This is a genomic window from Marinifilum sp. N1E240, assembly GCF_009295825.1.
GTDB lineage: Bacteria > Bacteroidota > Bacteroidia > Bacteroidales > Marinifilaceae > Marinifilum_A > Marinifilum_A sediminis.
The window spans coordinates 779,726-794,113 of sequence record NZ_WHKF01000001.1; the positions used below are offsets into that span (position 1 = coordinate 779,726).

General features: G+C 33.5%; 12 protein-coding genes. 2 read left to right on the forward strand and 10 right to left on the reverse strand.

The features are described 5' to 3' along the window. The first annotated feature begins 88 nt into the window (after positions 1–88). Positions 89–859, forward strand: a complete 771-nt coding sequence (locus GCQ56_RS03350; RefSeq protein ID WP_152732966.1) for a sulfite exporter TauE/SafE family protein — start codon at positions 89–91, stop codon at positions 857–859. Between the two features lie 4 nt (positions 860–863). Here the strand turns inward: GCQ56_RS03350 and GCQ56_RS03355 are convergent, their stop codons facing one another. The 5 genes from GCQ56_RS03355 to GCQ56_RS03375 all read right to left on the reverse strand — a co-directional run bounded on the left by GCQ56_RS03355 (position 864) and on the right by GCQ56_RS03375 (position 8,994). Next, complete coding sequence (locus tag GCQ56_RS03355) at positions 864–1,808, reverse strand: cell envelope integrity protein TolA (protein WP_152732967.1); 945 nt, start codon at positions 1,806–1,808, stop codon at positions 864–866. Between the two features lie 2 nt (positions 1,809–1,810). Further along, positions 1,811–2,203 carry a biopolymer transporter ExbD gene (locus tag GCQ56_RS03360; protein WP_152732968.1) on the reverse strand — a complete coding sequence of 131 codons (393 nt, stop codon included), beginning with the start codon at positions 2,201–2,203 and terminating at the stop codon, positions 1,811–1,813. A gap of 7 nt (positions 2,204–2,210) precedes the next feature. Next, the gene (locus tag GCQ56_RS03365; protein WP_152732969.1) at positions 2,211–2,921 is read right to left on the reverse strand and encodes a MotA/TolQ/ExbB proton channel family protein; all 711 of its coding nucleotides are present in this window, start codon (positions 2,919–2,921) and stop codon (positions 2,211–2,213) included. Between the two features lie 122 nt (positions 2,922–3,043). Beyond that, positions 3,044–4,432: a sodium:proton antiporter NhaD gene (gene nhaD / locus GCQ56_RS03370; protein WP_152732970.1), complete on the reverse strand. Its 1,389-nt coding sequence runs from the start codon at positions 4,430–4,432 to the stop codon at positions 3,044–3,046. A gap of 161 nt (positions 4,433–4,593) precedes the next feature. After that, positions 4,594–8,994: a translocation/assembly module TamB domain-containing protein gene (locus GCQ56_RS03375; RefSeq protein WP_152732971.1), complete on the reverse strand. Its 4,401-nt coding sequence runs from the start codon at positions 8,992–8,994 to the stop codon at positions 4,594–4,596. A gap of 192 nt (positions 8,995–9,186) precedes the next feature. On the opposite strand from GCQ56_RS03375, the gene tsaD reads away from it, so the two are divergent. Next, positions 9,187–10,209, forward strand: a complete 1,023-nt coding sequence (gene tsaD, locus GCQ56_RS03380; RefSeq protein WP_152732972.1) for a tRNA (adenosine(37)-N6)-threonylcarbamoyltransferase complex transferase subunit TsaD — start codon at positions 9,187–9,189, stop codon at positions 10,207–10,209. Positions 10,210–10,245: 36 nt separating this feature from the next. On the opposite strand, the gene GCQ56_RS03385 is transcribed toward tsaD, so the two are convergent. The 5 genes from GCQ56_RS03385 to GCQ56_RS03405 form a co-directional block, all read right to left on the reverse strand. Then, a complete protein-coding gene (locus GCQ56_RS03385; RefSeq protein ID WP_152732973.1) occupies positions 10,246–10,689 on the reverse strand; it encodes a hypothetical protein in 444 nt (147 codons plus the stop codon). Between the two features lie 72 nt (positions 10,690–10,761). Beyond that, positions 10,762–11,304, reverse strand: coding sequence for a class IV adenylate cyclase (locus GCQ56_RS03390; protein WP_152732974.1), 543 nt, complete (start codon positions 11,302–11,304; stop codon positions 10,762–10,764). Positions 11,305–11,379: 75 nt separating this feature from the next. Beyond that, positions 11,380–11,946 carry a chemotaxis protein CheB gene (locus GCQ56_RS03395; protein WP_152732975.1) on the reverse strand — a complete coding sequence of 189 codons (567 nt, stop codon included), beginning with the start codon at positions 11,944–11,946 and terminating at the stop codon, positions 11,380–11,382. Next, positions 11,943–12,788, reverse strand: coding sequence for a protein-glutamate O-methyltransferase CheR (locus GCQ56_RS03400; RefSeq protein WP_152732976.1), 846 nt, complete (start codon positions 12,786–12,788; stop codon positions 11,943–11,945). Before GCQ56_RS03400 ends, GCQ56_RS03395 begins: the two co-directional genes overlap by 4 nt. A gap of 5 nt (positions 12,789–12,793) precedes the next feature. Continuing rightward, positions 12,794–14,386 carry a response regulator gene (locus GCQ56_RS03405; protein ID WP_152732977.1) on the reverse strand — a complete coding sequence of 531 codons (1,593 nt, stop codon included), beginning with the start codon at positions 14,384–14,386 and terminating at the stop codon, positions 12,794–12,796. Positions 14,387–14,388 lie beyond the last annotated feature (2 nt).

The following is a 14,388-nucleotide window of genomic DNA, read 5'->3' on the forward strand; positions in this document are numbered from 1 at the left end:
GAGGCTGTCATGTTTGACAGCCTCTTTGTTTTTTAACATGTTGAGATTCAATTTTTATCTGTAGTTTCGGACTATAAAATCTTTTGTTATGGAATGGTATTTTTATGTGTTGATTGTTTTGGTTGGAGTTTTTTCAGGGTTTTTAAACACTTTGGCTGGAAGTGGCTCGGTTATTAGTCTGGCAATGTTAATGTTTATGGGCTTGCCTGCTAATGTAGCAAATGGAACCAACCGTATAGCCATTCTCATGCAAAATATAGTTGGAGTTACCAGTTTTAAAAAGCAAAAGGTTTTCACCTTTAAAGAAGGGATATGGTTGGCATTGCCAGCAATTGTTGGTTCTGTAATTGGAGCAAGTTTAGCCGTTGAAATCAATGAAGATATTATGGAGAAAACCATAGGTGGACTTTTGGTATTTTTATTCTTTATTGTTCTTTATAAGCCCGATGCATGGGTTAAAGGGCAGGCAGGATTGATTCGTTCAAAGCCTAGCTTTTGGCAGATAGTGATCTTCTTTTTTATTGGTTTATACGGTGGGTTTATACAAGCCGGAGTTGGTTTTTTCCTTTTGTCAGGATTGGTTTTAGGTGCGGGCTTTGATTTGGTAAAAGCGAATGCGATTAAGGTTTTCATTGTACTTCTCTATACTCCTTTTGCCATTGGAGTTTTTATCATGAATGATCAAATTGATTACAAGATTGGCTTTATTTTGGCTGCTGGTAATATGATTGGAGCCTATATTGCAGCCAACTTCGCTGTTAGTTGGGGTGCCAAATTTGTTCGCTATATTTTATTGGGAGTTATTGTATTTGCTTCCCTTAAATTTATGGGAGTTTACGAAATGTTAGGTATTCTTTAGATCTTTAATTCAATTGAAAGTGATATGTAATTGTACCTTTTTGGTATGCAGGAGCTCCACTATCCGAATTGAATTTAGCTTTTAAAGCAGCTTTTCTTGCAGCTTCGAAAAGGGTAGCATTACTTGTTGTAGAACCTGGCATTCCTGGTCGAGCGCTCACAACTTTACCATTTTTATCTACTGTAATTTCAACTACTACTTTTCCACCTTCTTGTAAGTTGTATTGTGGTTTTGGTATTGATAATGAATTTCGTCCCTGTAAGTCGTATGAGACACCTTTGTTGCCTAATCCTGTTCCACTATAGTTATCAGAGTTAGTTGATTCTGTAGGCTGTCCCTGATTGCCTGATGGAAATGTTTTTCCCTGTGAACTATTGGAAGAAGTTCCTTGTCCGAAAACATTTTTTGCCTTGTTGTTTATGGCATCGATTTTTGCCTGACGTTCGGCTTCTTCCTTTCTTTTGCGTTCGATCTCAGCCAATCTTTGTCTTTCGGCTTCGGCTTCTCTTTGTTTTTTCAATTCAGCCTGGCGTTGATTCTCACGCTCAATTTTTGCCAATCGATCTTTTTCAGCTTTGTCTTTTCTTGCTTTTTCTTCTGCAGCTTTCTTTTTGGCTATTTCTTCAGCAGAAGGAAGTTCAGGTGCATCTTCGGTATCCTGAGTTAACACTTTCTCTTGCACATCACTGGCAGCAGGTTTCGATTTGGCAGGAGTAGGTTCAGGAAGTGAAGCCGGTAGAGTAGAAGCTATTTTTTTCTGAGTCTTTGCAGGTGCAGGATCTCTTCTTCCAGCACCTTGATTGGTATTTCCAAAGTTGACAAGAATTCCTTCCTCTTCGGGTAATGGAAGAGGAGTGTGAAATCCTAGAATGTACAATAACACTATTAATCCAATATGGAAAAAAAGTGTTCCTGCTACTCCTATTCTCTTGCTTTTGGAATTCTCCATATTTATTTTGCTCTTGTTGCTAAAATTAATTTGTACTTGTTGTTTTTAGCAATGTTCATCACTTTTACCACTTGCTCCATTGGTACCGACTTATCTACGTGTAGTGATATTGTCGGATCATCTTCTCGTGCTAATTTTCTCTGCAATTTGTGTTCTAATTGAGAAAAAGGCACCGGAGTAGTTTCCAAGAAGAAATTAAAATTCTTATCGATAGAAACTGTAGTGATTGGTTTTGCTGCGGTTTGATTACTACTTTTTGGTAACAACAACTTTAATGCATTTGGACTGATAAGAGTTGATGTGACCATAAAAAATATCAGTAACAAAAACACAATATCAGTCATAGATGACATGCTGAAAGTTGCATTAACCTTATTTCTGGTTTTAAGTGCCATGTGCTAATTACTTGATAGGTTCGTTTAATAAATCCATAAACTCAGTAGTTGTAGCTTCCATATTAAATACTACTTTTTCAACCTTGGCTACTAAGATATTGTATGCAAAATAGGCTATGATACCTACAGTAAGACCAGCCACGGTTGTTACCATTGCCTGGTAGATACCGCTTGACAATAATCCAACATCGATATTGTTACCTGCGTTCGACATGTCGTAGAATGCCTGAATCATTCCCATTACTGTTCCAAGGAAACCAATCATTGGAGCAGCACCAGCAACAGTTGCAAGTGTTGGAAGGTTTTTCTCAAGTTTAGATACTTCTAGATTTCCAATATTCTCGATTGCAGCATGAACATCGTTTAATGGACGTCCAATTCTCTTGATTCCTTTCGAAATCATTTTTGATACAGGAGTATCGTTCGTTTGACAAAGTGCCAAGGCAGAATCGATTTTTCCATCGTGAATGTAATCTCGAATGCGATTCATGAAGTTAGAATCAGCTTTAGCTGCCTTTCGAATTGCGAAATATCTTTCCAAAAAGATATACATGGCAATTACCGATAAGGCAAAAATAGGAATCATTATCCAGCCACCTTTAAAGGCTAAATCAACAAAATTTAAGGTCATTTCGGTAGCTTCAGCTCCTTGCTCTTCAATAGGTAATTCATTTTGAGCCATATCTTGCATTCCCGCAATAATCGAAAGGTAGTTCATATTTACTATTTTCTGGTTTAATCTAACACATAAAAAAACGAGATATAATACAGAATATTATATCTCGCTAAATTAATATTATTGTTTTTTAATCCCCATACAAAACAAGGGAATTTCAAACTCTAATGTAATAACATTGCTTGAAGGTAATATACACCCGCACCGGCAAGGTATCCGATAAATGCAAGAAGCGTAATTTTCTTCAAGTACCAGATGAAATCAATTTTTTCCATTCCCATTGCAGCAACACCTGCAGCCGAACCAATAATCAACATAGATCCACCGGTACCAGCACAATATGCAAGGAATTCCCAGAATAAACCATCCTGAACAAAGTTAGAAGCATAACCAACAGCTTCGGCTCCTTCGATTGGATACATACCCATTGCAGCTGCAACTAATGGTACATTATCCACAATTGAAGAAAGAACTCCAATAATCAAGTTAATGATATAGATATCATGAACATTTTTATCCAACCATGAGGCAAGAATATCTAGATGACCTGCAGACTGCATACTTGCAACAGCAGTAAGAATACCCAAGAAGAACAATACTGTAGGGACATCAACTTTTTTAAGAATTCCTGTAACATTCAAACGGCTCTTAAATTCATGATCTTTGTTTCTGTGCATAATTTCAGTAACTACCCACATTACACCCAAACCAAACAACATACCTAAGTATGGAGGTAAGTGTGTTGTAGTTTTAAATACAGGAACAAATAACAATGAAGCTACACCTAGACAAAGGATGAATACTCTTTCCTTGTGAGTAGTGTATTCTTTATCTTCACCTTCGGCAATCTGAGGGCGAGTAATATGACCTTTTAAATAAGTACTCACGATTATTAGAGGTACAATCATTGTGAATAAACTTGGAACAATTACTCGTGTAATGATATTGATAGTAGTTACTTGTCCACCAATCCAAAGCATGATTGTGGTAACATCACCAATTGGAGACCATGCTCCACCGGCATTTGCTGCCAATACGACCATTGATGCAAAGAACCAACGATCTTTCTGATCATCAATAAGTTTACGGATTAATGCAACAATTACAATTGTTGTAGTTAAATTATCTAATGCTGCCGACATAAAGAATGTTAAAACACTTAATATCCAAAGCAATTTTACTTTGTTAGTGGTTTTAATCTTATCGGTGATAATTTTAAATCCTTGATGTTGATCAACAATTTCAACAATAGTCATAGCTCCCAATAGGAAGAAAAGAATAGTTGAAATTTCAGAAAGGTGATGAAGAACTTCGTGGTGTGTAATGAAGTCTAGCATACCATGAGCATTATCCATTCCCGGGTTAATTGCAACATATTCATTCCAGGCTCTACTTACGCCAGTTGAAAGAATGTCGACACCACCAAAGACATAAATTGTCCAGGTTAATACCCCAATTAAAAGAGCAGACGCTGCTTTGTCAATTTTTAGTGGATGTTCAAGAGCAATTGCTGTATACCCAAGAACAAAAACCACAACCATTAATGCAAACATAATAATCGATTATTTTTTAGGTGAATTAAATTTTTTGTCGATAAGGTGCTAATATACTAATATTTGTTTGTCTAAATTGGGAAACAATTAAAGAAAAAAATCCTTTATTAAGACTGTTAAAAAACACTGGTTAGAGTGTTTTATAGGATCTCATATGATATTTATTTATCCTTTTTATCCTTCTTATTGCCTTTCAAAAAAGAAATGTATTTCTTGAATAGTCCGGAAAATGTATTGAAATCTTCTTTGTAAAAAATACCAATCCCTTGTGTATTTCTCGACTCTTCGTAAACCAAGTATTCATTAGAACGTGTAAAAGCTGTCAATTGTAATTTTCCTTTTTTATCCAACTTGATATTCACATCCACATCACCAACAATATCATTATCCCTTTCCTGATTGTTACCAGTTCCAACATTTCCATTAATAGTTACTTTGTCGTTAAATATTTGGGTAGATAAGGCAAGTTCTATTTCATCACTAGTTAAATCATCGCCTGGTCGATAACTTACTCCTATATCAAAATCATTACTAATTTGGCTAAGCCAATTGGATAATTGATTGGATAGTAGTTCACTAGTGGTTACCCCAACAGCATAGCTGGAATTTTTATTCTCGAAATTAGGATCGGTTGAACGCAAATATTCAGGAGTGTAAAAGCGGTTAAGTACTAGAAGAGATAGAATTTGTTTATTCATTTCATCTTCGGTAGAGAACAATCCTTCTAATATACTTTGCGTTTGCTGATCCAGAGTTGGAAAATCGATATTGAATTTGATAATAGGATTATCTAACCTTTGACTCAAATTCATATTACATTCAACTGGAATTTTACGTGTATTATCGATGTATGGGGTATTCAATAATAAATCGTACAGTGTGGTTTTTACATTGTATACTGCATTTATATTGACTGTTGCGTCGTAAGGATCTCCATTCCACTTAATATTACCACCATTTGCCAGGTCGAATTTTTTATTAATTACATTTTGCAGTGTGAACAAATAACTTCCTTTTTGAATTGTATAATCTCCAAATATCTTGAATTCTCCTTTAGTATCGATTTCTAATTTTAGGTTACCATTTCCTTTAGCCTTAAGAATGTCACCAATTTTTGAATCAAATATAATCTGAATATCGGTTTCCGGAGTGATTTCCAAATCGCAGTTCATTTTAATGCCAGATAGGTCAATTTTATAATCTTCAGAGGTAAGAGATTCAACTACTCTATTGGTATTTACAAAGGTGATGAAATTACTTTCTTGAATATCACCACTGTTATTAAGGGGAATGTTTATTCTTGTATTCTTTTCGGTTTTAGCTGTAATTTCAATATCCAAATCATTCACTGGTCCGTACAGAGCTGTTATTCCAGTCATGTATGCTTTGCCATAAAACAATTCGTTGTCGGTTATTTTTGTGTCAAGAACATTGAAATTTAAAGTGTTAATTTGCAGGTCAAAATTGAAGTTATTAAAATTATCGTGAGTAATTGCTCCAAATATTGTTGCTGTATTTTTATTTTGATCCTTAATCTGAAATTCGTTAAACCTTAGTTCTGAAGGAGTAATGATAATGCTGTCGTTGCAGGTATAGGTGGTTTTAAGTTGATTGATGGTGAATTCACTCTCCTCAAACTTTAATTTACCAGTTGGTTTTAATGCATCTGTTTCGCCTTCGATATGAATAGAACCCGTTGCATTACCTCTAATATTCGAAATATTCTCTTGTAAGTATGGATTTAAAAGATCCATTCTAAGACTATCAATTTTAATGTCCATGTTAATTGAATCAGAATCTGGAAAATATGCACCCTGTAAATCCAATTCTTTTTTTGATTTAAAATCGGTAAACGAGGAGAAGCTGAGCTTTTTTTCATATTTATCCCAATCACTAATCATGTATAAATTCCCCAGTGTATCTTGGTTTAAGATTAAGTCTTCGATTAATACATTTGAGTTGGATAGGCGATCACCATAAAAGTCAGATATTTGTACATAACCTCTAACTTTACCATTAATGCCAATATTTTGTTCTCTTGCTAAATCGTTTAGGTTTTGTAGGCTGATATTATGAATTTTGAAATTGATGCTATCATTTTGGTTCGTCGAAATTTTACCATCTAAACCAAAATATTGATTTTCACGCGCAATTCTGAAATTATCAATTTGATAGCTATTGCTATCTGCAACAAAATGAGATTTTTGAATGTGCCATACACTATCAGCCATAATAACAGTGCTTGGTAAGAGATTTACATTCCAAATTGGATTATTTGTTTTTTGTGATTTTTTTACCTTGCCTTCTGCAGATAAAAATCCACTATAGGTAACTTGATCCCAATTGTTCCAAAGAATATCTAGTTTAACTTTATTTTTACCTGCAGTAATTTTTTGGGATAAATTATAAAGTCCAAAGTCTTCTGAAAATAGCAATTGATTTGTTCTTCCCTTCAAAATTAACTCTTCCTCTGAAGTTGATAAATCAACTTTTAATTCGTCAAATGTTTTACCATCTATAATTAAACTGGAGGAATTAAAGTGCATGTCAAGTTTGTGTTCAAGAGCAATAATTTCACCATTAACCGATGTTCCAGGAGCCATGCTTATACTTGGGTAAAGAACCGAGGTAATTGGTTTGGTATCTTTTAAATTCAACGAAAATTTAAAATTGTTTATACTGTCTATTTTTGTGTACTCCTTATCTGGAGCATAAGCAGGCAAATAGTAATAGGTTAAATTAGCGATTGATGATACTAGTTTTCCAACCTCATAATTTCCTTCCACCTTCATATCTGATACGTCAGAATTTAAGATGATTCGCTTTAGTTTTGGAGAGGTAAATGAATTGATAGTAAATTTATCAAGCATAAATTCTCCCAGGCTATTTTTATAATTGGTATTATTTATTTCGATTATACCATTGGCATTATCTAAACCACTACCCGTAAAGTTTGCATCTACAGAGAAACTTAGTTCTGCTTTTTTATCCTTTGTGTTCAAATGCAGAGGATAAAGTTTAGCATGATTCAAATGAGAACTAAATTTCATAGTAGGAATTTCTTGTGAAAAGTCTACTTTCCCTGAGAAATCGAAACCAATATTCGGGTCTTGAATGGATATTTTACCATCAAATTGTTTTTCAGAGAAAAATCCATCCAATGATAAATTCTCATATTCATAGTCGTAAAAATCAACTTTAGAAATATTCCCCTTCATTACACCTTGTGTAGTTTCGGGTGATGTAAAGCCTTTAATTGCCACATTTAATGAAATGTGACCTACTTTTTCCTGATCAATTAATCCACCTAGATTGAACTCATGAGTCGTTAAATCTCCAGTAAAATCAAGTTTTCCATTTCCTTGATTTGGTTTAAAAAGAATATCTGTTTTTAGTTTTCCAAGTGCAGTTTTAAAATTACCATAAAATACAAAGTCATTTAAAAAACCATTAAATTTTCCTTTATATTCTATTAAACCTAAATTGTTGAAGTATTCAGGCAATTGAAAATGTTCCTTAGAGTAACCAGGAATGTATACCTTTTCAATATCAGGAATGCTGGTAGTAAGTTTTTTAAAGTCCGCTTCCAAATATGAATCTCTAAGATATGGTAAACCGTTCATGTAGAATTTACCCTTAAAATTAGTATTGCTTCCATAAACGATATCAATATTTCTACCTCTTAAATCGTAAATTGTGCCGTATACCTTTCCCGAAATTTTCCCACTTTCCCGAAAACCAAGTAACTTTTCATTAAAATATGCCAGATCAAGAAAACTAATTCTGGAAGAATTCAATTGAAAATCGAGCTGCATTTTTTTTGTAAACTTTGCCCAATAACCTTGTCCGGCAATATAACTAAAATACAGATGTTCTGCCTTTAAATTGCTATTTGTGGAGACAATATTAACGTCTTTTAAACCCCATTGTTTGTTAGTAATCCAGGAATGGGCGACGAAATCTTTCAAAACAAAGCCAGATTTCTCAACACAACTTAAGTGCTTGAGATCAAAATCAAGAGAATCACCGATTAATTTTATATCGCGAGCTTGTAATTTCAAATCTGTCACCAATATATCATCGTAGTTCATTCCAAAATCTTGATGAACTGCTTCTACAGTTTTGTAAGCAAATTTTGTTTTTTCAAGATCTATGTTGGAAATGCCTATAAACCAAGATTTTTTTAGTGTATCTTCGTTGGTGTTACTCGAATTACTAGAAAGAGAATCAATAAATACATCTAGGTTAAGAACCCTATCTTTATCTTCGTAAAGATTAAAGTAAGTTTTATTTAAACTCAATTTATTGATGTAAAGCTTTTTTTTCTTATAACTGAAGGAATCTATTTTTACTTTTAATTCATTTATATAAACCAAAGTGTCTTTTTGATAGTCTTCAATGTATAATCCTTCAAGAATAACACTTTTAAAAGGAGAAATATTAACACCTTCAATGCTAATTGGAGTGTTGGTTTGTTGGGAAAGATAATCAGCCAAATTGCGGCTTACATAGGTTTGAACAGTACTGCTTAAGAATAACAGATACATCAAACAGGGAATCATAATGATAACCGTTAATGCCCAAATTGATATTTTGAAAAATTTTTTAATAATTTTGCCGTTTTGTGAGATGCACAAAATTAGCTAAAAAGAAGAAGAATATAATACATACTTTGGGACGTTTAAACAGTTTTTTGATTTTTTTAACCTATTAAAGGACGAAGTTTAAGTTTGTCTCGATCTAATATAAAATTGATGAGTGTAATCATACTAGGAATTGAATCATCTTGTGATGATACTTCGGCATCGGTATTAAAGGATGGAATTATTTATTCCAATATAATTGCGAACCAAGATGTTCATATGAATTATGGTGGAGTAGTGCCTGAATTGGCTTCTCGTGCTCACCAGCAAAATATCATTCCTGTTGTTCATCAGGCTATGGAAAAAGCGGGAGTAACAGCTGATGAAATTGATGCGGTAGCTTTCACCAGAGGTCCGGGCTTACTTGGATCTTTGATGGTAGGAACTTCTTTTGCCAAAGGATTTGCCATGTCGAAAAATATACCCTTAATTGAGGTAAATCATTTGCAGGCACATATTCTAGCCCATTTTATTGATGATTTGAAAAACACATATGATCATCCTGGATTTCCATTTTTGGCTTTATTGGTATCAGGTGGTAATTCACAAATTATTGTAGTGAAAGATCATTTAGATATGGAAGTTATTGGGGAAACCATTGACGATGCAGCAGGAGAAGCTTTTGATAAATGTGCCAAAGTAATGGGCTTGCCTTATCCGGGAGGACCATTGATTGATAAAAATGCCAAACAAGGTAATCCTTTGGCATTTGAATTTAGTCGTCCAAGAATTCAGGGTTTGAATTATAGTTTTAGCGGTTTAAAGACTTCGTTTCTGTATTTTATTCGTGATAAAGTAAAAGAGAATCCAAATTTTGTTCAAGAAAACATGAATGATTTGTGTGCATCTCTGCAATATACAATTGTTGATATATTGATGAACAAAGTAAAGCGTGCGGCTAAAGAAACTGGTATTAATCAAGTAGCCATTGCAGGTGGAGTATCGGCAAATTCAGGTTTACAAAATGCTTTGCACGAGGCAGCCGAAAAACACAAATGGAAGGTATTTGTTCCTCAATTGGGATATTCTCTCGATAATGCTGCCATGATTGCGATTACAGGATACTTTAAGTATTTAAGAAATGAATTTGTAGGTCAGGATACAGCACCTTTTGCTCGAATGACTATTAAATAAAGAATAAAAAACGGAAGTCGATTGGCTTCCGTTTTTTTATTCGGTAATGTTTAAATAGTTTTTTAAAACTGTTAGCGAATTATCATTTAGATGGGAGAGATCTAAGCGAATTATCTCCTTATTTTTCATACTGATATCCATATTGTGATCAGAAATAGAGATATCCTTTATATCTTTAAGATAGACTTTAATCTCTTTCTTTTTCCATCCTGTTTTGTACTTTAATTTTCTGGAATTAATGATTAAATATTCATTTGGATAAAGAAATTTACATCCCAATAAAAGACCCGCAAAATAAATAGCAACCACGATCAATACAAGAATCGGATAATTACCATGTGGTAAAAAATCAAAATACCTATTGAATAAATAAAGGAGTATTGCAGAAATTAGAAAAGAGATTCCCATAGCAAGCTGTTTGCTTTTTGATACGTTATTGTTGATCTTATGATTCCGTATGTCAAATTCGAATTGAAGCATAATTCGTTTGCTTTAGGTTCTATCTAAAGTTAAGAAATATGATCCTTATAATAAATTAAATTTTGACTTCAATTATTCTTCAATAAATATCTGGTTGAAAAGACTATTTTGTTGCAATAAATCACTGTAGGAGTCAGAAATTAAATCTTTGGCATTTATTTCCAGGAGTTTGATGTAGAAGTTGCATTGCTCTTGTAGTTTTTCTTTGGTGGTATTTACTTCAAAATCGATTGCTTCAATTTCAATAAAATGACCAAGTCCAGCAACGGAATCAATATGAAATTTTACATTGTCGATAAAATAGATCTCTCTTTGCTTATCTACAACACATCTGGTTCCCATCGATTTTGTAAGAATTTCTTTTAAGTTCGAATCAGGAGAGGTTTTGTATAAACTAACCTTACTTTCTTTCGATCCTTTTTTATTTTCTCGGATGTAATGAATTAGGTTGTTTTCGATATTTCCTTCACGTAGTTTTAAACGTCCTGTTTTAGAATGAAAATAGGTGTCGATTTGGTGATCTAAACCTTTATATTCAGCATTATTAGCTTTTAAAATTTTTCGGATTTTATCTTGATTTTTACAATATGCTTTTATTTCGACAGTTACTGGCATGCTCTATTAATTTTATCAAAAATTTGTGAGCAAGATCGGGAAAAAAAGTCGAATTGTAATTGAATTAAAAAGGAATTAAATCTGCTTGGCTAGTTCAGTTACCTTCACTCCAATCTCTTTAATCTCCAAAATAAAATTTGGTTTCGAAGCATCAATAGCTGCTTGTGGCATAATGGAGGCAAGAGCATTTTTTGGGTTTTCTACAATCGAAATTCCACCATAATTGTTAATGGTTTTTAATCCTACAGCACCATCTTGATTTAGTCCGGTAAGAATAACACCAATTGCTTTAGTTTTACATGCCCAGGCTGCCGATTCGAATAAAACATCGATTGAAGGGCGGGAGTGATGTACTTTGGGATCGGTAGTGAAAGAAATGCTATTGTCGCTTTCAATTAACATGTGATAGTTGGGCGGGGCAAAGTAAACTGTTCCGTTTTCGATGAATTCCTTTTCTTCTGCTTCTTTAATACATAGCTCACTAATGTTATTTAGATAGGAGATAAAGGAATCGTTATTGTTATCGCCGATATGCAAAACAACAAGTACAGGCAAACAAAAATCTTTGGGTAAGGCTGGTATTATTGATTTTAAAGCCTCTAATCCTCCATATGAAGTTCCTATTACCAAAGCTTTTGTCATCGACTAATTTTTTTTTTAAATATTTTTTGTTTGGAATCAATATCTACAAAGTTGTTTTCGAATTGGGTAAACTTAAGAGATTCTTTTGAACCCAAACATAAATGACCGCTGTGAGTAAGGCTTTCGTGAAAAAGACCGATGACTTTGTTTTGCAATTCTCGGTTAAAATAAATGAGAACATTCCGGCAGAGAATAAGATTTACTTCAGCAAAAACATGATCTGTAACCAAATTGTGATCGGCAAACACAACTTTTTTAGAAAGTGCCTGATCGAATTTGATTGAACCATATTTGAGAGTGTAGTAGTCAGACAATTGAGCTTTGCCACTGGAATTAGAATAGTTTCGCTGAAATTTATCTAAATCTTGAGTGTGATAAATACCCAATTTTGCAATTTCTAATACTTTTCGATTAAAATCGGTAGCATAAATCTGACATCTGTCTAAAATTCCTTCCTCATGTAATAAAATGGCTAATGAGTAAACTTCCTCACCAGTAGAACATCCGGCATGCCAAATTTTAATAAACGGATAGGTTTTTAAGCTTGGAACAACATTTTCGCGAAACGACTTGTAAAAATCAGGATCGCGAAACATTTCTGTTACGTTTATAGATAAATCCTCAAGTAAGTCGATGAAAAACTCCTTGTCTCGAAGTACTTTTTCCTGCATTTGAGATACAGATGTAAAGTTACCAATCGACATTCGGTGCATCAATCTTCTTTTAACATGAGCCTTTGAATAATCCCTAAAATCATAACTGTATTTTTGGAAAATAGCTTCCAAAAATAAGGGAATTTCAATATCTATATTTTCAATACCAACAGAATTGCTTTGAGTCATAATGCTTACGCGATACTTTTTGAAATCTGGCTAAATATTTTTCTTAAAGCTTCTTCTTTAAACGGTTTGCTAATAAAATCATTCATACCTGCATTAATACAGTTTTGCTTATCTTCTACAAAAGCATTTGCCGTTAGTGCAATAATAAAAGTTTTATCTATTTCCGGATTTTCATTTTCAAAACTTCTTATTTTTTCAGTTGCACTAATTCCATCCAATACTGGCATTTGCATATCCATAAGAATTACCTGATAGTTATTTTCTTTATGCATTTCAAAAGCCTCCAATCCATTTTTGGCAACATCGCATTGTAAACCCATATGTCTCAAGGTTAGCATTGCAACTTTTTGGTTAATTGGGTTGTCTTCTGCAACTAGTATTGATAATTGTTTGGGAATTTCCACTTTTTCATTGTTAAACATATCTACCTCCTGATCTTTGTATCCAAATTTTAGTTCAAACATAAATTCTGATCCTACTTCTGGCTCACTTTCCAAACTTATTCTACCGCCCATTAGGTTGGTTAAGTTTTTTGAAATCGCCAATCCTAAACCTGTTCCTCCATACTGTCGAGTTGTTGAACTATCGGATTGTGTAAATTCTTTAAATAGTTTTTTTTGTGCTTCCCGAGATATTCCAATTCCCGTATCCTTTACTGAAAAGAACAAAGATACGTATTGCTTTGTTTTCTCGAGACATTTTACTGATAATTGAACTGAGCCTTTGTGTGTAAATTTTATTGCATTATTGGCAAGGTTCATAAGTATCTGATTCAACCTAAAAGAGTCACCAACTAGGTTTTTCGGAATGTCTTCATCAATATCTATAATAAAATCTATTCCTTTTTCTTTCGCTTTAAAATTTAATAAATAATAGATTGTATCTAAAAGTTTCTTGAGTTTAAAATCGATGCTTTCAATTTCAATTTGACCAGCCTCAATCTTTGAATAATCTAAAATATCATTAATTATTTGCAGAAGGTTTTCCCCTGAAGTGGTCATTACCTTCAGCATATCCTTTTGCTCATCGTTCAGTTCCGATTCTATAAGTATTCTCGATAAGCCTAAAATTCCATTCATCGGAGAACGGATTTCGTGAGACATGTTAGCCAAAAACATCGATTTAGCTCTGTTTGCATCTTCAGCTCTGGCTTTTTCAATTATTAACTCTTCATTTTTCGATTCAAGATATTTTAACAAAGAATCAAGCTCTTTTCGTTGCTGATACAAATCGAGAAATACCTTCACTTTTCCTTTAAGAATTTCAGGAATAATAGGTTTTGGAATAAAATCAACTGCTCCAGTTTCGATTCCTTTAATGATATGTAAATCGCTTTGATGAATAGCAGATACAAAAATTACAGGAAGAAGCTTAGTTTTTTTCCTTTGACGCATAAATTCAAGCGTTTCATAGCCATCCATTCCTGGCATTTGAACATCTAAGATTGCCATCGCAAATTCCTCTTTAAGAGTATGCTTTAGAGCCTCCTCTCCAGATGATGCTCTGACAAAATCAACGTCAAAATCACTCAGAATTCGCTCTAGACTAACTAGGTTCTCTAACTTATCATCAACTATTAGTATTTTTTCCTTTTTCATTT